General features: G+C 40.8%; 16 protein-coding genes and 1 pseudogene. 2 read left to right on the plus strand and 15 right to left on the minus strand.

Annotation, left to right across the window (positions count from 1 at the left end):
- The first annotated feature begins 15 nt into the window (after positions 1-15).
- Positions 16-492, plus strand: coding sequence for a hemerythrin domain-containing protein (locus BM386_RS06465; RefSeq protein ID WP_091692253.1), 477 nt, complete (start codon positions 16-18; stop codon positions 490-492).
- Here BM386_RS06465 and BM386_RS06470 read toward each other — a convergent pair.
- The 15 genes and pseudogenes from BM386_RS06470 to BM386_RS06545 all read right to left on the minus strand — a co-directional run bounded on the left by BM386_RS06470 (position 476) and on the right by BM386_RS06545 (position 20,664).
- Positions 476-1,120 carry an HPP family protein gene (locus BM386_RS06470; RefSeq protein WP_091692254.1) on the minus strand — a complete coding sequence of 215 codons (645 nt, stop codon included), beginning with the start codon at positions 1,118-1,120 and terminating at the stop codon, positions 476-478. The genes BM386_RS06465 and BM386_RS06470 overlap by 17 nt on opposite strands.
- 48 nt (positions 1,121-1,168) lie before the next feature.
- Positions 1,169-2,452: a chloride channel protein gene (locus tag BM386_RS06475; protein WP_091692255.1), complete on the minus strand. Its 1,284-nt coding sequence runs from the start codon at positions 2,450-2,452 to the stop codon at positions 1,169-1,171.
- A gap of 227 nt (positions 2,453-2,679) precedes the next feature.
- A complete protein-coding gene (locus BM386_RS06480) occupies positions 2,680-3,777 on the minus strand; it encodes a hypothetical protein (protein WP_091692256.1) in 1,098 nt (365 codons plus the stop codon).
- On the minus strand, positions 3,755-4,981 hold the full coding sequence (locus BM386_RS06485) for a hypothetical protein (protein WP_139235856.1): 1,227 nt from the start codon (positions 4,979-4,981) through the stop codon (positions 3,755-3,757). The genes BM386_RS06480 and BM386_RS06485 overlap by 23 nt, the downstream gene beginning before the upstream one ends.
- Before the next feature lie 138 nt (positions 4,982-5,119).
- Positions 5,120-5,845 carry an iron-sulfur cluster repair di-iron protein gene (ric, locus tag BM386_RS06490; protein ID WP_091692258.1) on the minus strand — a complete coding sequence of 242 codons (726 nt, stop codon included), beginning with the start codon at positions 5,843-5,845 and terminating at the stop codon, positions 5,120-5,122.
- A 46-nt stretch (positions 5,846-5,891) separates the two neighbouring features.
- Positions 5,892-6,317: an RrF2 family transcriptional regulator gene (locus BM386_RS06495; RefSeq protein WP_091692259.1), complete on the minus strand. Its 426-nt coding sequence runs from the start codon at positions 6,315-6,317 to the stop codon at positions 5,892-5,894.
- 883 nt (positions 6,318-7,200) lie between these two features.
- Entirely contained in the window at positions 7,201-8,982 is a 1,782-nt protein-coding gene (locus BM386_RS06505) for an efflux RND transporter periplasmic adaptor subunit (RefSeq protein WP_091692261.1), read from the minus strand.
- A 56-nt stretch (positions 8,983-9,038) separates the two neighbouring features.
- Positions 9,039-9,485 (minus strand): heme-binding domain-containing protein, encoded by a 447-nt coding sequence (locus BM386_RS06510; RefSeq protein ID WP_091692262.1) that lies wholly within the window; start codon positions 9,483-9,485, stop codon positions 9,039-9,041.
- The gene (locus tag BM386_RS06515) at positions 9,482-10,090 is read right to left on the minus strand and encodes a DUF3347 domain-containing protein (RefSeq protein ID WP_091692263.1); all 609 of its coding nucleotides are present in this window, start codon (positions 10,088-10,090) and stop codon (positions 9,482-9,484) included. The genes BM386_RS06510 and BM386_RS06515 overlap by 4 nt, the downstream gene beginning before the upstream one ends.
- A 72-nt stretch (positions 10,091-10,162) precedes the next feature.
- Positions 10,163-12,202, minus strand: a pseudogene (locus BM386_RS06520) (copper-translocating P-type ATPase).
- Between the two features lie 30 nt (positions 12,203-12,232).
- The gene (locus BM386_RS06525) at positions 12,233-14,581 is read right to left on the minus strand and encodes a multicopper oxidase domain-containing protein (RefSeq protein ID WP_244545486.1); all 2,349 of its coding nucleotides are present in this window, start codon (positions 14,579-14,581) and stop codon (positions 12,233-12,235) included.
- A 54-nt stretch (positions 14,582-14,635) separates the two neighbouring features.
- Positions 14,636-15,094 carry a DUF305 domain-containing protein gene (locus BM386_RS06530; protein ID WP_091692265.1) on the minus strand — a complete coding sequence of 153 codons (459 nt, stop codon included), beginning with the start codon at positions 15,092-15,094 and terminating at the stop codon, positions 14,636-14,638.
- Between the two features lie 2 nt (positions 15,095-15,096).
- Positions 15,097-16,326, minus strand: a complete 1,230-nt coding sequence (locus tag BM386_RS06535) for a TolC family protein (RefSeq protein ID WP_091692266.1) — start codon at positions 16,324-16,326, stop codon at positions 15,097-15,099.
- Between the two features lie 2 nt (positions 16,327-16,328).
- Complete coding sequence (locus BM386_RS06540) at positions 16,329-20,147, minus strand: efflux RND transporter permease subunit (protein WP_091692267.1); 3,819 nt, start codon at positions 20,145-20,147, stop codon at positions 16,329-16,331.
- Between the two features lie 100 nt (positions 20,148-20,247).
- Positions 20,248-20,664 carry an HYC_CC_PP family protein gene (locus BM386_RS06545; protein ID WP_139235857.1) on the minus strand — a complete coding sequence of 139 codons (417 nt, stop codon included), beginning with the start codon at positions 20,662-20,664 and terminating at the stop codon, positions 20,248-20,250.
- 216 nt (positions 20,665-20,880) lie between these two features.
- On the opposite strand from BM386_RS06545, the gene BM386_RS06550 reads away from it, so the two are divergent.
- A complete protein-coding gene (locus BM386_RS06550) occupies positions 20,881-21,273 on the plus strand; it encodes a hypothetical protein (RefSeq protein WP_139235858.1) in 393 nt (130 codons plus the stop codon).
- Positions 21,274-21,368 lie beyond the last annotated feature (95 nt).

Genomic DNA, 21,368 nt, shown 5'->3' on the forward strand with positions numbered 1-21,368 from the left:
TAAACTCAAACAACCATGGAAAAGAAAAAGCCTCTCAAGCGTCACCCAGCACTTCAACCTCTTAGCCATGACCACCATCAAGGATTGCTACTATGTTGGAAGATCAGACAAGGATTTAAGCTGGGAATCGAGCCCTCTCGAATCAAAACTTATTGCGAATGGTTTTGGGAAAATCATCTGCAATCTCATTTTGAGGAGGAAGAAAAAGTTATTTTCCCTGTGCTGTCCGCACAAAACTCGTTGGTTAAGCAAGCACTGAGCGAACATAAACGTCTTCGTAATCTTTTTTCCAATTGGGAAAATCTGGAACTAACACTTGGACAGATCGAAGAAATACTGGAGAAGCATATCCGTTTTGAGGAGCGAATATTTTTTCCAGCTGTTCAGGAAATAGCCACACAATCGCAGTTAGAAGAAATAGCTGAATATGGTCAAAAGAACAAATTTGTGGAAAACGAAACAGATCCGTTTTGGATTAATTCCAGTCTTTAGTTCTTGACGAATCCAGACTTGCTTTTGAAGTCCGTTCCAATCTCCCCCATAGCTTTTTGGTTTTGAAGTATTTGGTAAATCTGGAATTGGTAGGATATACTCTATTTCTGGTCATGTTATTAAAAACCATAGCAACCAAAAGTAGGATGAGACTACCGCTCAATACCGGAGAAACAACATACAAAAATCCCAATGCCTTGATTTTTTCTGTTCCGATGACAGCGATTAGTGCTGTGGCACCTCCTGGAGGGTGAAGTGTCTTGGTCACTTGCATGAGCACTATGGAAAATGCAACCGCCAATGGGGCTGCAAGCCATAATATTTCAGGAAACAACTTATACATCACCACGCCGACAAACGCAGAAATCACATGCCCACCTACCAAATTTCTAGGCTGGGCAAGCGGACTCTGTATAGCTCCATAAACCAAAACTGAAGAGGCTCCAAATGACCCGATCAAAAAGATATTCTCCTCCCTTGTCAAAAAGCTCGTCTGATAAAATGCAATAGCACCAATCCCCACAAATGCCCCGAGAAAAGACCATAACTGTTCTTTAAAGTCGACAAGTGTTTCCCGATAAATAATATACTGAGAAATCCGAAACGCGCGCTGGATATGTTTTTTCAATACAGAATTGATTTAAAGCCAAAAACAATGTTTTCTAAATAGGATTGGTTAAGGCCGCTGGGATTCTATTTTTTCCATCTGCGAATGAATAAAGGGAATGCGAGGTGCTAAAAAGTAACCGGTCAAACTTGCTATCAAAATGGGCACAAAGTGACCGAAACCTGTCAATACACTCAAAAGAATTGTGGTGCTCACAGGTGTACGTGTCACACAGGCATTAACTGCCGCCATGCAGCTCACCCAAGTCAATGTTGGATTAAGTCCTGGAAACAATTCACAGAGAACCAACCCTAAGCAGGTACCAACAAAAAACAAGGGAATGATAAATCCACCCCTCCAACCGGAAGTCACGGTAATGGAAATGGCTATGACTTTCATAACCAATATCAAAAGCAATGCATCCCAGCTTAGGTTTAGACCAATCAATTCATTGATTTCATGATGCCCAAAATAACGGGTGATCGGAAACCCGAAGCTAATCACTCCCAAAATTAAGCCTCCAATTGTGGTTTTGACATAAATAGGCATGGGCACCAACTCAAAGACTTTTTTACATGTCTTGGTGCAATAGATAAAAATCCAGGCAATTGCAGATCCTACTACTGCGATTCCAAAAGCATATCCGAAATCAAATACCCCCTCGTAACTGTACTGTGGAAAATCCCATGTGGGTCCCAATCCTAAATGAATGATCAAAGCAAAAACAATGTAGCTAAAACAACTTGCTACCAAGGCAGGAATTACAGCCCGGTAGTATTCCAGCATATGTTTGTGATGAAGTATTTCCACTGCAAACAAGCTACCTCCCAGAGGAGCACCGAATAAAGCGGTGAATCCGGACGCCATTCCGGCAATACTGAATGTTCGCAATTTCTCTCCTTTGAGCCTGAATATCTTACCTAACCAGGTACCCGTAGATCCAGTCACTTGTACTAGAGGTGCCTCCGGCCCCAGACTTCCTCCTGCCGCTACGCAAAGAAGCGAGGATAAAATCATGGATGGATTATTCTTGGGGTTAAGCTTTCCTTTGTTGAATCGGATATTGTTGACAATGAGATGAATCTCTCCTGGATCTCCTATCCAATGAATAATCAAGCCAGCTGCCAAACCCGAAAAAGTCATCAAGGGGATAACCATCAATCCATCGAACCCTTTCATCCAGTGAATTATTGACTCTAATGAGATCCAATAAATCCCTGCAATTCCCCCTCCAATCAATCCCAATAGGGCCCATAACCAAAAGTCTCTCCCAAACAAAAAAGGATTAAAGCGGATTTGTTGATCCAAAAGGTTTGAATAACCTATAATTTTACGTTTCTGTTTGAGCTTCAAAACCCCTTCAATTTAATCAGGCTGGCAAAGTAACAGGATAAATAGGCCAAAATAAAGGAAAATCATCCTTATTTGTATACTGATGTCGCTTAGTATAATGGCATGTAAAACTGTGTCTCCTCGGCCAAGTGACACCAATTCAAAAACTGTCGTCACATCCGTTAATACGGTCTCATATCCCCTTTTTTAAATCATTTCTTCCAAAAAGAATGGCTCCAATAGAGTCTTCAATATTTGCGAATCTGTTTGGGAAATGATTTGATAGCTTTTTTCCTCTTCACATCTAAAAGCATCAGACCCATCACATTCAATATAAAAATCAAGATCACTACTCCATTGATAATCCCACCCAACTGTTTCCAATAGAAAAATGAAAGAAAATCCCCCAAGATTCGCACAACTAAAGACAGTTGAAAAATTCCAACCCAGATGTACAATATTGAATGATAAGGCTTTGAAGCCTGTCCCAAAACTCCTGGCAAAATAATCGGAGCGTGAGCAAAAATCATCGAAAACACAAAACCCAAAAAGAAGGTATGGATCAAAGCATCATAAGAGACTCCCCACATAGCATCCATCAAATAACAAAGTCCTGAAACCACCAGCCAAACATAACCACACCCCAATGTAACAGCAGTAAACCGATGGATTCCTGGCTTTTTGACTGACTTTCTTATCATATCAAAAAGCAACAGCCACAAAGCTGTTAAACACAAAGAGATCCCGGTCAACCACTGTCCTCCAAAATGAAATGGAAGCATGTAGGAAATCACAAAAAGAACAAGAAATAACACGAGAAAACTTCTAATTAACCGACTCAAGGGCAGGAATCTTGTCAACTCCAGCCTTTCACCTACTATGGTCAACAGTAAAAATCCCATCCACCAAAGAATGGAATTGGCATACATCTGAAAAATGAGAAGATGAACATTTCCGATCAGCCACATTGCGGCGCCTATCCACATCACTTGATGAGCCAAGTCTGATTGCTTCAGATTGATCAGATAAAAGACATAAACCAACCCCAAGGCTCCTACCACCAAGCAGTAGAGCGCAAATTGACCCCATCCGAGGTAAAAAAATAAGATACTGAAAGCATTAATTGCAGGAAAGACAAACAACCAATTCTTTTGAAAGGTGACAATACGCTCAATCAGAATGACGGTCCCTAAAAAGCTCCCGGTCATGATAGCACCGTGGTTCAGGTAGATTTTGGATACCGGAACATCATACCCCAATCGAAACCATCCGGTTGATATTCCCGATATAAGGCAAAAGAGTACCAAAACAAAGAAGGGAGCTTTATTGAGCCAATGCCTTTTCATGGGAAGTCATTTTTTCACTTTGAAATGAAATGAAACAAATTCCAGCGACTTGAATCAATGCCAATAAAAAAAGCATGAGATGCGATTGAGGCAACAAACTCTGGAGGACCAAAATCAACTCTGTCGCCACAAAAGCACTTAAAAATATCCCAAATCCAGCTTTAGATAGAGCTGTCAAACGAATTAATCCTAATTTCAGAAAATGAAAAAACAACCAAGAAGATATAAAACCGATCAATACCAAATGCAAATAGGCGATGACTATCGGTCTGGAAAAGGCCAAATCACCGACATTGGGAATCGACGACAAACACAGTAAAATATGCTGAACAATAACTGCCAAGGTTCCACACCAAAAAAGAAGCTTTTGCCAGACCAAATCACTAGTAACGAGCGAATCCAAATGGCGAAGTATAAACACCAAGAAACAGCCCAACCCGACTAGCTGAATAATCGCTGCGACACTAGCTAGGAAATACCAAATAGACTCTGGCTCCATCCATAAAGTTGAAAGAACATATGCAGGAAAAACTGCCACTAATTTGAGATAAAAACCATACTTCACTAAAGTTGTTTGAGTTTTCACCCCATTTCTCTCCAAATGCCATAGCAGCAGTCCCATTGTTGCAAAAATAAACCAACCGTTATATTGGAAATGCAGGTAAAAATATATCAACGAATGGTAAAGGTCTGACTTTCCATAAATTGATGAAACAGGCCCCAAAGCAAATGGCGCAAGATTAGATATCAACATCAGTATCAGAGCACATTTCACAAAAAGGAAAGAAGCTCGATGCGCATCAGGCAAATCAGGCTTCACCTCGCGAATAAACACCCACGAAAAGTACATCGCAGAAAGAGCGTGAATGGCAGTAAAAATGATTGACCAAAGTGCGTAACCAGTCAGGGGAAATGCCACCAGCATTCCTAAATTGGCAAACTGTAACACAAAAAACAGCCGTACATATTTTCCTGATTTATATCGATTAGCAGGCAAATAAGTATAGACAAGCAGACTGAACAGTCCCATAAAAACCCATCCCAAAAATGCTAAATGGGAATGTCCATGAAGGACAAACAAGTAGTTGAAACCAGGTATGGGTTGCAAAAAATGGAAACGCAATAAACTGCCAATCACCCCAACGATCAGCAAATTGAATAATGCTATTTGAGCTCCCCTCCTCAAGTCCAATTCATTTTTCATGTGAATCCAGTTTACAACCAATATTTCCAGATATGGGCCTATAACCTTCTGTTGAATATTAATACTTACTACCAGTTTTGGAATCATAAAAGGTAATCCAGACACAATTCTGGACTACCTTTTCAAGCAATTCTTATATCAATCTTGAAATTGAATTTCGTCAAATAACTTTTTGGCAGATGGGAACAAGATATTGTTTTCCAGATGGATATGCTTGTGAAGATCAGCTTCAAACTCCTGCAAAATAGCGTAAGTGACTTTAAAAGTCTGACATCCGTCTGGAGGGCATAGGTAGCCATTAGTGAGCTCCGCTATTTTGGCAAATCTTTCACCCTCAGCCTCATGATCATCCTCCATCATAGCAATTGGGTTTGCAATATCATTGAAATGAGGTTTGGAAATCGGAAGTCCAGAATTCTTGGATTCCACCATTGTCTTGATATATGGGAACAAAATCAATTCCTCTTTTTTCATGTGGACAGTCAAAGCCCCTGCACCTTCCAAAAACAATTGTTTAATCTCAAATAGCTCTGGATGTCTATCCCCATGTACATTACAAAGTTTCTCTAAATAGAGTTTTAGAGTAGGAATTGTCGCTTCCACATACTGATGATGAACCTGGATAATCAACGCTATCAGCTGATCTAATTCCATAGCTTCCCAATTTTGGCTGTCTTTGATTTTGAAGGTTTCCTCCAACTCAGCGATAACCACTTCCAAATTTTGGTTCTTGTTTTTGCACGCCTCTTCCAGGGTGATTCCACCCCCACAACAAAAATCAATCTGATGTGAGGTAAAAACAGCTGATGTTTTAAAATTGGAAGCTACAATTTTTCCGACTTTGGTTTGCGCTAGATTTTTCATATTTAAGATATTAAGACCTTTTTATCCTTTATTAAATTGTTTTTTTTTACACTTTTAAGAAACTATTTCCGGAAATCACACCATCCTTCAAATCAGCCAGTTGGGTATTGACCAGAACTCCTTTTAACTGTTCTCGAATTACAACGAAATTATTATGAGCAGGGCATGGATGTACAGAACTACATTCATCCAAACCTAAAACACAACCTCTGATTATCCTGTCACCATCAATTGCATTGACTACTTCCAGCATTGTGATAGGCCTATCCACTACCCTAAAGCCACCATTAGGACCTCTCAATGACTGCAATAGGTTAGCCCTTACAAGTTGCTGTAAAATTTTGGCAGTAAAAGCTTCGGGAGAATCAATGGAACTTGCCACTTCTTTCAGCCCCGCAAGCCTCCCTTCACTCTGTACTGAGCTTAAATAAATCATGATTTTTAAGGCGTACTCACAAGCCTTTGAGAACATAACTTTTGTCTTTTGTTATGTAAAAATACGAAAATGAAATATTTTCGGACAATTTTATCCTTATTTATTTTTTTACCGAACTGTTGATCTTCCAAAGCCTGGAAGGCTTGCCAAGAGTTCACCTGTAACAAGGACTAAGGGGATAACGCAGATTTGATCAATTCCCTTTAATTTTTACCCGCCTATTATTGCTTACATTTCATCAAATTCGAATCGATTTGAGTGCTTTCGAATTTGTTTTCGCATCTGTCAACATCCAAAAAGTACAAATATCCAACCCATGCCCTTCAAAAATTGGAGGACAAATTAGCCTTGAAACTGGGACAAAAAGGGGGACAGAAAGAGGGACAAATTTGAGTTATTTGGGAGTGATTGGAATCGATTTGAATTGACAACCTGCAACAGTACCCATATAAAACACAAAAAGTTGACCGTAAAACTATCAACTAATTGCTTAGTAGCGGGAACAGCGCTACAAACTTAGTCTGTTTTTCAGTCAGTTATAGAAAAACTGGGACAAAAACTGGGACAGGTTCATTTTGCTTTTACTATTTTAAATTTATTTGAATCGTATCATTTTGAACCCCTTCAAATGTAGCCCTAATCGCCGTATAACCCCATTTTGTGTTTTTGGTTTTTGAATGATCTTTTTTCTTTTTGATGTGAAAAGCAGAAAACGAACCTGTTTTCTGTATGGTCTAAATCAGAAAATGAACCTTTGAAATTTCTGCATATTTGAATGTTTTAGCGTTTTTCAGAATTGAATTCATTTGAATGGTTTTGACTCTCATTTCCACCTCGTAAAATTCGTACGGTTCGAGGGGTACGAGGTGTACGAGGTGTACGAATAAAAATTGATTTTTAACAAGTTGGATTCGTGCAATTAGTCGATTATTTTAATTACTTCCCCACAGCTAAGCATGGAAGGGCCGAAATATGGGTTGACTACTTTATCCTGGAGACTTAACCAATCTGCGCCTCTATTACTATCTGCCATAGGACAATGTTGAACATATATTTTTGAAGGATAGGGATGGAATTTCTCTGCCATTGATACCATTTCATCAGAAATATTAAGGAAGTTTTTTCTCACCTCATCAAGTGATTTTTGCTCAACAAACTTATCAAGATGGGTTTTAAGATTGTTTTCATATTTCATCCAACTCATATGGGATTCACCTTTGAATTTGCTCATGTTTACTTTTGAAATGATCGATTTCATTTTCCTTGCGGAGTTCAAAGAGGCTGTTAACTTATCTTGGGTCAAGGCATCTTTTAACTCAAAATAGCTATCAAAAAGAGGCTTTAACACATTTTTAGCATCTTGAGATATGAATTCGGGATTTGCAGTAGCTGAGGTAATTGAAACAGGCATTGCCATACCGCCATGATTATGCCCAGACATTGCTGAACCTCCATCAGGACTCATCATGCTTGGTTTTCCTGCCAATTGGGCAGCGGCATCTATACTGAATGTGCCATTCACTGCTATTTCTTCTCCTGGCAACAACCCCGATTCTATTTGATAATGATCCCCCAGAGCCGGGCCTAGAGTCACTTCTCTCAGTTGGAAGGTTACGGACTGATTGGTAGCTGTCTTAACGTATACTACTGAACGGGTTCCAGTCCACATTACCGCAGTTTTTGGCACCACAATGCTATTATCCTTTGAGGAACCTTCACTCTCAACTTTTCCTGAAACAAACATCTCCGGCTTGAACTTCAGGTTAGAATTGCTCAGTTCCAGCCTTGCTTTCGCAACTCTAGTCTGAGGATTGACCATGGGGTCTATGTAGCTAACCTTTCCTGTAAAAGTCTCTCCTGGAAGTGACTGCACAGTAAATTCAATCTCATCACCTTTATTAATCCATTGTAATTCTGACTCATAGACATCAAATAGCACCCAAACTTTGCTGAGATCAGCGATCTGATAGATAGGCTCTCCACGGTTTACATAATCACCCAGATTCACCATTTTCTCAGTTACGTATCCAGAAACATTAGCTAAAATTGGTACCTGTTCAGTTACTTTTCCTGTTGCCAGAATTTGATCAATTTGACCATCTGTTAATTTCCAGTTTTTCAGTTTTGATTTTGCAGCAGCGAAAAGTGCAGGCTGAGAATCCTTAATTTTCTGAGCCTGAAACAATTCCTCCTGAGCTGTAGCCAATTCCGGAGAATAGAGTTGTCCTAAAGTCTGACCTTTTTTAACATACTCTCCTGTAAAGTTGACTGTCAGATTTTCTATTCTCCCAGAAATATGGGCTGACTGGGTATAGTTTTGGCGTTCATCAGTTTGGATCTTTCCATTGAGCCTTATTGACTTGTCACTTGAAGAATTTCCAACGACCAATGATTGGATTCCTGCCAATTGCATAGCAGTAGGAGACATTGTGATAGCCATTGGGTCAGCTTCTGCATTTTCATTTTCCAGAGGGATCAAATCCATTCCACAGATAGGGCAATCACCTGGTTCATTCTGTCTTATCTGAGGATGCATGGAGCATGTGTACGTAATAGGGATTCCTGCAATCGATTCTACATGATCATGTTCATCCGCTTCCATGTTCGGAGCTGTATCTGGTTTAGTCAGCCAGCCTACAGCTATTCCTACCACCAATACGGTGACAAGCATTACAAGCTTGTTGTTGAGTATATTTTTCATTTTTGCGATCTATTTTTAATCTACCCAAGAGGCCTCTCCATATGTAGATTTTAGGGTTAATTCAGAGTTTTTAAATAAGTTGTAAGCTCATTCCGTTCAGAATCAGACAATATTGCCTCTCTGTGAATCAGTGTATAAGAAGGGATAGGCATTTTTTCTTGCTCAATTTGTTTGATCATACTTTCCAATTTCATCTTTTTCATCCGCCCAGATAGACTACCAAATTCTGAGAAATTTAACTCTGCCATTCCCTCTCGGATATGCTTATCTAATAGCCAGCCTGCTGGCTGAAAATTACTGTACCAAGGGTAGTTGATCTGTTCACTATGACAGTTGTAGCACGATGTTTTAAGCATCTTTCCTATCTGGACTGGGGTATTATTTAGAATCAGAAAGTCATCGGGACCTGCAGGTAGGTTTGGATTGTGGTTGGTGGGAATGAATTGAATTCCCACCAATACAATTATGAGTATAAACAAGGAAACCCAGATTACCTTTTTCACCCGACTTCAATTACTTTTTTGACAGAACCACAGGTTTGCATCTTTCCAGCAAACAAAGGATTAACAATTTCTTCTGAATCACTCAGCCACATGCCCCCCTCATTATTATTGTACATTGGGCAGTATTGCTCATAAAGTTTTCTGTCCGAACCTACAATGGCCAGTAGCTCTTCAAAATCCTTACCCATGGCCTGAAAATGTTCAATCTGATGATCCATTTCGCTTTTAGCAATGTGCTCGCTGTGTTCTTGAATAACTTCAAGAATTTCAATCACAGTTGTTTTATTATCCGTAGATACCTGATCGAAAGAGATCATTTTGGCGTTTTCAGCAAGTTTGGAGGCTGCTTTGGCAGCATCCTCTTTGTTGTTGGCACTTAGAGCTTTCTTAATTTCCAAGTATTCGTTAATAAGTTCTGTTTTAGAAGCAGTTCCGGCCATGGTCATTTCTTGATCCATATTTTCCATAGTTTCAGACATAGCCTCATGATCATGTTCTTCTGATCCTTCAGCGTGGTCATCTAGTTTTTTCTCTCCACAGGCGATAAGGGAAATTGCCAGTCCGGCAATGAGTGCCAGCGATAAAATTGATTTTTGAGTTTTCATAATTTTGAATTTTAAATTGGTTACTTAATTGATTTAGATGCTCACAGGGAATTATAAGTAAAGCACGTTTATTTAGGATTTAATTTGTCTTTTTAATAATTGTGCGTTAAGTGCTACGATCACAGTACTGAGGCTCATCAAAGCTGCACCGATTGCAGGGCTAAGAATAATTCCTACACCTGCTAATACTCCTGCAGCCAGAGGTACTGCCACGATATTGTAGCCTGCCGCCCACCAGATATTCTGCATCATTTTTCTGTAAGTGGCCGTCCCGAAAAGGATTAAATTGGCAATGTCTTTTGGATTACTATTGACCAAAATGATATCGGCAGTTTCAGCAGCAACGTCAGTTCCTGAGCCCACTGCGATTCCCACATCTGCCTGAGCCAAAGCAGGTGCATCATTCACTCCATCTCCGGTCATTGCGACGAATTCACCTTTCCCCTGAAGGTTTTTAATAATCTTTTGCTTGTCTTCTGGCATTACCTCGGCATAGTAGCCATCCAAACCCAGCGTTTCACTTACAGCCTTTGCAACTATTTCATTGTCCCCTGTTGCCATAAGAACTTTTATCCCTTGCTTTTTGAGGGTATCTATTGCCTCTTTGGATTCCTCTCGAATTTCATCTGCCAATGCGATGAAGCCGATTAGTTTTTCATCCGAAAGAACAAAAACCACAGTTTCGTCTTCTGTTTTAAAAGCTCCTTCTGGTTGTTCGATTCCTTTTTGTTTTAATCCTCCAGGGCTTAAAATGCTGATTTCTTTTTCATTGAGATTAGCTTCTATACCCATTCCAGTGATATTCTAGAAGTTTTCTGCCTTGTCAAGTTTCAGATCTAGTTCTTTGGATTTCCTAACTATTCCAGCAGCTATAGGATGCTCAGAATTATTTTCAAGAGCAGCTGCGATGGCAAGTAATTCTTGATCGTCAGTTTCTGCATTTACACTTTTGAATCGAGTCACTCCAAATTCCCCCTTTGTCAAGGTTCCAGTCTTATCAAATATGATGGTGGTCAGTTTTCTAGAGTTTTCAAAAGCTGTCCTGTTGCGAATCAATAAGCCATGCTTGGCCGATACAGAGGTGGAAATCGCAACGACCAATGGTACTGCCAGTCCCAATGCGTGGGGACAGGAGATTATCATAACAGTTACCATTCGCTCCAGCGCATAATTGAAGTCTTTTTCTAAACTTAACCATACTACCAGCGTGATAATCCCTGCTGCCAAAGCGATGTAAAATAACCATCCCGCTGCTTTATCTGCTAAATTTTGGGTGTTTGACTTTGTCTTTTGCGCTTCTGTCACCAACCCGATTACTTTGGACAGATACGAATCTTCACCGGTGTGCTTCACCATTATTTTCAGCGCACCGTTGTCATTTACTGACCCACCTATTACTTCATCGTCTTTTTGCTTGGCTACAGGCTTGGACTCCCCGGTAAGCATGGATTCATTTACATGACTGCTTCCTTCGAGAACCTGTCCGTCAGCTGGGATTTTCTCACCTGGCCTCACCAGAATGGTGTCTCCAGACTTTAGCTCTGCAATGGGTACATCTTCGGATTCTCCATTGTCCTTAATTCTCCTTGCTTCGGAGGGCATCATCTTTGCAAGTTCTTGCAAGGCATTTGATGCGCCCATAACAGATTTCATTTCTATCCAATGCCCCAGCAACATGATGTCGATTAAACTGACGAGCTCCCAAAAGAACATTTTTCCTGATAAGCCAAATACCACTGCGGAGCTATAGAAGTAGGCTACCGAAATAGCCAATGCTATCAGGGTCATCATACCTGGTTTCCTCTTTTTCAATTCATCGACCATGCCGATTAAGAAAGGCCAGCCACCGTAAAAAAAGACTATTGATGAAAGTGCAAACTGTAGGTATCTATCACCGTCAAATCTGAATTCATACCCTACAAGGCTCTGAATCATCGGTGCAAGGACTACTATTGGTAAGGTGATCACTAATGAAATCCAAAATCGTTTTTTGAAATCTTCGATCATATGCATATGATGCATGCTGTGATCATGTCCTTCCATTCCTTTCATTTCTTGCTTTTCCTTATGAGGAGAGGCATGTTGCGTACTGCTGTGATGTGAATGATCCATAGTGTAGCTCTTTTAGTTTTAATTGAATGCTTAAAATCTGACAGTTAAGCCCCCACCAGCACCGAAACGGTTATCATAAAGTCCCATCAATGAGAAATTTCTGGAAAGGATATAGCTAGCTCCGGCAGACCAAGTAGTTTCTCCCTTATAATTTGAGTTTTCTCCGGATTCAGGAAGGGTATCAGTCCACCCAAAATCCATTTGATATTCATAATTTGCGAAGATGGTGGTGCGAGGGAAGACCATAATCTCTCTGCTTATCCGGAATTCTGGTCTCAGCTTACTGTCCATTCTTACATCGAGATTGAATAGGTATGGAGTTAGGAATCGAATACCGATCACGGCCGTTGTGCTGATTTCATCCAGGCTTTTTTCGATTTCATTTTCCATGTTTACCCCGGCAAAGACTCTGAAATAATCATAGAGGTATCGCTCGTAACTTACTTCTGCCTCAAAATTCTGGTTGTATCCATATTCTAAGTTCAGGTTCAGTTGATTTCTGATATTGGATGACATCAGGTTCAGTCCGAGCATTTGAGAAGAAACTTCTGCCGTCCCCCAATTAAATAGGTCGTCTGTTTCATGGAGGAGTTTTTTTAAAGGAAAGCCTTTCAATCTTGGATCACGTGGGGTGTCGTAAGAGAACACGCGTGCCATACCACCCATCATGTGATAGAGAACATGACAATGGAAAAACCAATCACCTTCCTCAGTCCCTTCAAATTCTATAGTGATCTTTTGCATTGGAGGTACATTTACGGTATGCTTTAGCGGTGAATATTCTCCTTTATCATTGATCACCCGGAAGAAATGCCCGTGTAGGTGCATGGGATGATGCATCATCGTAAGATTGTTTAAAGTAATTCGAGTTACTTTTCCACTTTCAATTTTGATCTTATCAGCTTCTGAAAGAGGGACTCCATTCATACTCCATATATATCTCCACATATTTCCTGTAAGATTCAGTAGTACTTCATTAACAGGTCGGCCGGTGGGAAAGCTGGTCTTCTCAGGGGACTTGAGGTAGTCATAATTGTACTCAGCAAACATGTCCATGCCCGGTGTTTTATCCATTGATGTCCCCATTTCTATCTTGTCATTCATCTGCATCGAATTATCCATGGGATCATTATGGTTCATGTTGGAATGGTCCATGCTTTTCGTAGAAGGTTTACTAGTAGAATCAGTGCGATTTTTCTTGTCCATCATTTGGGAATGATCCGTGCCCATGTCTGTGGAATTCATTTTTGAATGATCCATTTCACCCATATTCATTTCATCACCCATCTGCATTCCCCACTTGTCCATCATTTCTTTGGGATCCTCCTCAGATGGCTTAAATTTCATAGCAGGAGCACCCATTTTCATGTCCATTTTCGCCATTTTCATCATCATATCTATTTTATCGGGTCGGGGAACATCAGGAGCAGAAATAATATCTCCCTTTCCTAAGAAGGTGGAAGTTTGTCCAGAACCATCTTGCACAGTAGCACGGATTTCCAATTTGCCCTGCTGTGGGATCGTAACTATAAAATCATAGGTTTCTGCTATAGCGATAAAAGTTTTATTGTGAGCGATAGGCACCACGTCCAGGCCATCGGCTGAGACAAGTAATGGATCCTTACCTCCGAAAGTCAGCCAGAACTGAGAGGAAGCTGAACCATTGATGAAACGCACACGCACTTTTTCTCCAGGGCTAAAATCTGGATATTCAGTAGTGGTTTCCCCATTATTCAAGAATGCATTGTAATAGATATCTGCGATATCCGCACTTTCCATTCGTTGTTTCCAAAAATTAAGCTGGGCACCAAATCCGCCTCGACTAATCACCTGATTCAAAGGAGTTGCAGTTCCTTTTTTGATATTGTACCATTCGTTACCGCGCTTGAGATTCCGTAATACGTTTTGGGGTTTTTGATTAGTCCAATCAGAAAGAACAATCACTAATTCTGAATCATAGGATAATGTTTCCTCCTTAGGTTCAATCACAATAGAACCATACACTCCACTTTGTTCCTGGAGCATGGTATGGGAATGATACCAATAGGTGCCAGCTTGTTTCAGTGGGAACTCATATTTCTGAGTTTCACCCGGCTTGATGGGGGGTGTTGTCAAATAGGGTACTCCATCGAAGAAATTTGGCAATAAGATGCCATGCCAATGCACAGAAGTCTCTTCGTCCATTTCATTCTTGACATAGATTACAGCATAGCCTCCTTCTTTAAATCGCAGAGTTGGCCCGGGAATTCCATCATTTACCGTCATTGCAGCGACAGGCTTTCCTGCCTTCGAGACCATTGCTTGCTTTAAAGTAAGTGTATAGGTCGAAGTATCCGTCGGTATCTCTTGGGAATAACCAGTCGCAATGGTTACAACCATAAGGGAAAGCAATGTGATTAGATGAGGTAATTGGTTTAGCTTTATCATATCTTATTACTTTTTAGCCTCCAGTCTTTTGATCATATCCTGCATCTGGGCTATTTCCCGCTTTTGGGCCTCAATGATATCTTGCGCCAGTTTCTGAGCCTCTGGATCTTGAAGATTCGCTTTTTGGCTTACCATGATTGCTGAAGAGTGATGTGGGATCATTGCTTTCATCCACTGCACATCTGCGATCAAAGTCTGATTTCTTAGCATAGTCAATGTGCCTATGAAGATGATCAGCGCGGAGCCTAGGATCAGGTAGTTGACTTTTTTGTTCTCGTACATTCCCCACATAAATAACATCATAGAGATGGCCATGGGCGCCACCATCAAAATAGTCATGTAGGTTCTGGTGGTGCTGAGCATCACATGCTCGAAAAGATCTGCATTCAAAAACATGACTGCATACATAATGACGAATGAAACTGCCATCATTGCTGCGAATTTTACATAGCTTTTGCTTTTCATAATTAGTAGGTTTTAGCGGTTAGATAATTGATTTGTGCCAGGGAAGTCTTGTATGTCACTATGGCTTTTAATTTCATTTTTTGGAATTCCAGCAGCTGCTGCTGTACTCGTAATACCTCTTCGAAGTCCTTTCCAGAATTGCTATAGCCATTGTAAAGCAGCTCCAGTGTTTGTTCAGAAGTCACCACTTGCTTACCATAGAGGCTGATTAAATCTTTCTGGATTTGCATATCGGAAGAATAGCGGTAATAAGAACCATAGAGCTTGTTGCTCAGCTCTGCCATTTCCAGTTTGTAAGATTCCTGCATAAGTTCTGCCTCCTTCTGAGCTCCCTTGTATTTTGCTCTGAAAATCGGAAGACTCATCGTGATCATAGGCATCAAGACATTCTTGCCATTATCTGCCATAACGACATCTGTTCTTTCTCCGACCAGGACATAATCCACTCCAGCTCCCAGCTTCGGCATTCCTTGTTTTTGGGCAACCAACACAGAGGCTTCACTGGCTTGAATTTTCAGATCAATGCTTTCCAGCAATGGATTTGTTTGAATAGAATCAGGGGAAAGCATCTCGTCAGCATCCCATATTTCCAGCTTTTCTGAAATCTCTACCGGAGAATCATGAGACCTGGCAAGAAGGGAATTGAGCCAGGAATTGCTTCCTTTTATTTTCATCTTAAGTACCTCCACGTTTGTTTTTGATGCCTGAATCATGATATCTACTCGTAGTGCATCGGCTAGCGAACCTTGTCCATTTTCAAATTTTGAAGTAGCAAGTGAATAGTAGGTTTCTAAAATTCTCAGATTTTCTTCCTCAATAGCTATTAACTCGTGGGTCTCAAGCAGAGGATAATAGACTGCCGCCAATTGATTGTATAGCTGGTTTTTAGCATCCAAGAATTCCTGATACTTCGCTTCAGCCATTAAGGATGCTACATCTTCTTGTGCACGTAAGGTGCCAAACCAAGGGAACATCTGAGTTAAGGAAAAACGGGCTTGTTGCGGCCCCACACGGGTTTCCACTGGTGATACAAAATATCCAAATGACAGATTAAGATCTTGTAATGAGCCAACTTGTGATATTTTTTCCATGGCAGCTTCGAATGCCTTGTATTTGGCTTGAAGCCCTGGATTGTTTTCGGCTGCCACTAGAAAATAGTCTTCTAAGCTTTGCGAAGCAGCTGAGAAACTCATCCCCAGAAGCAAAAGAAAGGAAAGTGTGAAAGTTCTCATGTTCAGCTTTTTTTAAGTTTTCGTTCTTCCCGAATGGAGTAAAGAACTGGTACAATAAAGTAGGTGATAGCTGCTACGATCATTCCTCCAAAGGCTGGAATAGCCATAGGAATCATGATGTCCGATCCCCTTCCAGAAGAGGTTAAAATCGGAAGCAATGCAATGATTGTGGTAGCTGAAGTCATCACGGCGGGCTTGATTCTTCGCTGACCAGCTTCCACAATAGCCATTCGTATTCCTTGTGGAGTATCAGTTTTATTTCGTTCAAAACTTTGATCCAGATATGTGGCCATTAACACTCCATCATCAGTGGCAATACCAAATAGTGCAATGAATCCCACCCAGACTGCTACACTTAGATTGATCTGGTGAACTTGGAACAGGTCTCGCATATTGGTACCGAAGAGATCAAAATCAGCAAACCATCCTTGTCCATAAAACCAAAGTGTGATAAATGCACCACTGAATGCCATGGCTATTCCAGTGAATACCATCAGGGAAGTAGTGACTGATTTGAATTGGAAATACAGAATCAAAAAGATAATAGCCAATACTGCCGGAACGATGATACTCAGCCGTTTCTCAGCACGAACCTGATTTTCATAGCTACCAGAAAACTTGTAGGTGATTCCTGCGGGCACATCCAGCTCCCCTGAATCAATTTTGCTTTGAATCAATTGTCGTGCATCTTCAACCACAGTCACCTCAGAGTTCCCATCTCTTTTGTCAAAAAGCACATAACCTACCAAGAAAGTCTCCTCGCTTTTGATGGCTTGTGGGCCACGTTTGTACTCAAAATCCACGAGTTGTCCTAAAGGGATTTGAGCTCCGGTAGGAGTTGGAACAAAGATCTTAGCCAAACTTTCGGGGTCATCGCGCAATTCTCTTGGATAGCGGACACGCACAGGAAAACGCTCTCTGCCTTCCACTGTAGTGGTTATGTTCATTCCACCAATAGCTGTTTCTATAGTCTGCTGCACATTTTCTATAGTCAGTCCAAATCGCGCGATTTTTTCCCGGTTGATATTAAGGTGCAGGTAAGGTTTTCCAACGATTCTATCTGCGAAAACTGCTTCCTCTTTGACGGATGGAACTTGCTTCAGGATGTTTTCCAGTTGTATTCCAAAGTTCTCGATAGTCTGCAAATCAGGGCCATATACTTTAATACCCATAGGTGCTCGCATGCCGGTTTGAAGCATGACTAGTCGAGTTTCAATAGGCTGCAATTTAGGAGCGGAGGTGATACCCGGTATTTTGGTAACTGCGATGATTTCTTTCCATATATCATCAGGAGATTTGATATGTTCCCGCCAGTTTCTGAAATACATGCCATCCTCGTCAGGAATTAAGTTTTTGGCAGGCTCATTTTGTGCGATTGCGTCTTGGTTGGAAAGGGTGTCTCCCGTAGTAAAAATGAATCGGTCTTCCTTGTCAATTTTAAACCGCTGTTTATGGCCCTTTGCATTGAGAAGATATTCTGGTTTATAATTAATAATATTCTCATACATAGAGATCGGTGCCGGATCCAAAGCTGATTCAGCTCTACCAAGTTTTCCGACCGTGAGATCTACTTCAGGAATATTGGTCAGCAGCATATCCAGTTGGCCGATGATTTTTCTGTTATAAGCAATGCCGGAATGCGGCATGGCGGTTGGCATCAGCAGGAAGCTACCTTCATTCAGGGAAGGCATAAATTCCTTTTGCATACCTGGGAAAGTATGCGTTAGACTAGACCAAGGCTTACTGGATTGAATATCCCAGCCAACCAGATTGGTGGTCTTTGGGATTAATCCAAAAGTGGTATTAAACCCAAGCCAAACCGTAGCTCCAAAGAGAATCAAGACTGCCGGTATAGTCAGGAAGATTGCTTTGTGATCCAGGCACCAGGTTAATACACGTTTGTAATTGTTTTCCAAAAGGGTGAATGCCCCCAATATCAAACTCACTAGAATGGCGACGAACAAGACATTGGAGAATAGAGAACGTGAAGCACCAAGTGGCAACCAATACGTCGCTAATAACCAAACCACACCACCTATTGCCAGAATAATTTCCAGTTGGTTATATATAGGACGGATGCGCTTTGGAAACACTATCGCCTCTTTCTCTACATATAATTTGGCGAAGGAAATAATGCCAAATAGTAACAAAATAATTCCTGCCCAAGTGTAGCCGTAAATCAGTGCGCCTACTCCTAGAATTAGTAATAATCCATTTCCTAGAAGCTTATATCGCTGATTTTTGATTTTGAAACCAAAGAACACATGAGCCAACATGGGCAGAATAAACAAGGATACGATCAATGCTGCTATAAGTGCAAAAGTCTTGGTATAGGCTAAAGGTCCAAATAATTTCCCCTCGGCAGCCTCCATTGTGAAAACCGGAATAAAACTCACAATAGTGGTGGACACAGCGGTAAGGATTGCAGTGGCTACTTCTGATGATCCTTTGTAAATGGTCGTGACCAACTTCTGCTCTGGAGGAGCTTCATCGATGTGCTTGATAATGTTTTCTGAAAGGATTATCCCCAAATCCACCATCGTACCGATGGCGATAGCTATTCCAGAAAGAGCTACAATATTTGCATCTACCCCAAAATAGCGCATCGCTATAAAAACCATCAGAATTGCAATTGGTAATAAGCTTGAAATCAGAATAGATGCTCGCAGGTTATAGACCATCACAATCACAACCAGAATAGTAATCAGAATCTCCAAAGAAAGCGCCTCCTCCAAGGTGCCTAGGGTTTCCTGAATCAGTGTAGATCTATCGTAAAATGGAACAATGGTCAGCTGGCTAATACGACCATCGGCTAAGGTCTTTTTTGGGAGGCCAGGAGCTATTTCTGTGATTTTCTCTTTCAGATTGTTGATGACCTGAAGAGGATTAGATCCGTATCGCGCGACTACTACACCGCCGACTACCTCAGCTCCGTCTTTATCTAAAAGTCCTCTTCTGTTGGCTGGTCCTAGGCTTACCACGCCAATGTCTTTTATCCGGATCGGAACGTTTTGTTCCACGGCAACCACCGCCTCTTCTAAGTCCTCTACCTTTTTGATATAGCCCAAACCGCGCACTAAATATTCTGCTTGGTTGATTTCTATGGTTTTGGCACCTACGTCCCTATTGGATTGCTTAACTGCCTCCATGACTTTCATCAAGGGAATATTATAGGCTTTAAGCGCGTCGGGATTTACATCTACCTGATATTCCTGTACAAATCCACCGATTGAAGCCACTTCCGAAACGCCTTCCACGGCGTTTAAGCCATACTTAACAAAGAAGTCCTGAACAGTCCTTATCTCGTGAAGATCCCATCCTCCGGTCGGATTGCCTTGCTCATCTCTTCCTTCCAGTGTGTACCAATATACCTGGCCTAAAGCAGTGGCGTCAGGACCCAGTCCCGGCTGAACTGCCTCTGGAAGCAATCCTGCAGGTAATGAACTGAGTTTTTCCAGGATTCTTGATCTAGACCAATAGAATTCTGTGTCTTCATTGAAGATGATGTATATGCTGGAAAAGCCGAAAATAGAAGAGCTACGGATGGACTTTACTCCAGGAATTCCTAATAGATAGGTAGTAAGTGGGTAGGAGATTTGATCCTCAATATCCTGTGGAGATCTACCTGGCCATTGGGTGAAAACAATTTGTTGGTTTTCGCCAATGTCAGGAATGGCATCAACGGGGACAGGATCTGATGGAAGAGAACCTACTTTCCAACCGAAGGGAGCTGTCACAATTCCCCAAGCTATCAAAGCGATAAGCAAAAGAACTGTAACTAATTTGTTTTCAAGAAAATACTTGATAATTGAGTTAAGCATGAAATAATCCTAAGAAAATGGAATACTGGATAAACTTTGCTACAAGCAATTGAGCTCATAGAAAAAGGCGGTCTGTAAGACCTAAGTTTACCTATCCGGATTAAATCAAGAAAGATTGAAAAAAAACAGTATAGTCCTTATCAATCGCAGGGGGAGAAATAAATACGTTGGAATATTCAGTTGTAGGAACTGGATCTATTCCAAAAATGAATGTTTGTGTGAAAGCTGCTACAAAAATAAGTTGGGCAGCGTCGAGGTTTATTACTTTAAGATTCTGATCACTGTCATTGTGAATGAGTTCAAAACTATTTTGGCAGCATTCATCAGCATTGCTTAAATCTCCTTGATCACTCGAAGGAGATTCCGATTGATGTTTCATTCCGCAATCCAAATTTTTTGCTGAAAGGCCAATTGCATTTAACATCTCAGATCCCATGCATATATGGCTGCTCTTCGCCAAACCGATGTTTGCGAAAAGAAGTAAGAATGCTAAAACTATGGAAAATGATTTCTTCACTATTACAATTATAGGCTTTTCACATGAGAATGAAAATAAATCCAATTGAATTCTAGGACACGTAATAATCCAGATAAGGTTACCGCTTATAAAAAAAGACAAAAAAAATTCCTCCCTTGCTCAGATTGGGTCGTAGCTATACCTCATCACTTGAATCTGGGATTAGCGATTTTGTGCAATAGCCTTGCACTACTTTATTTCATAGATTTGCAGAATATGAAACTGATAAGAAACAGATCTTTTATTGCTTTGCTCCTTTTGGGGATGCTATCGATGAATTTCGATCTATGTTGTCAGATTCAGAAAATCCCGTTTTTGCTTTCACATTTTGGAGAGCATAAAGTTTTGCATGACGACTCCGTATTTGAATTCGTAGTAGAAGATTATATTGATCATGGATCAAACAATACCAGCCATGATGAAGAAAGTCATGAAAATTTACCTTTTCATGGCAATCATACCTGTTCACACGCTCCCATCTATTTCTCTTCAATAAATGATTTTTCTGTAGTCCGGACTTTTAATGAGAAAGTAGAGCCAGAAACTTACTATACCTTTCTTTTTACTTCACCAGTTTTAGGTGAACTCTTTCAACCTCCTCGGAGCTAAATTTCCCGCTTTACACCATATTTACCCTTTTCGTTCAGCTCTTTTCACTAAACTGATTAGGTCTGTTGTGCGCGGTTTTTTCTAAGGGCCCCTGA

Origin of the sequence: Algoriphagus locisalis, assembly GCF_900116615.1 — a bacterium.
GTDB lineage: Bacteria > Bacteroidota > Bacteroidia > Cytophagales > Cyclobacteriaceae > Algoriphagus > Algoriphagus locisalis.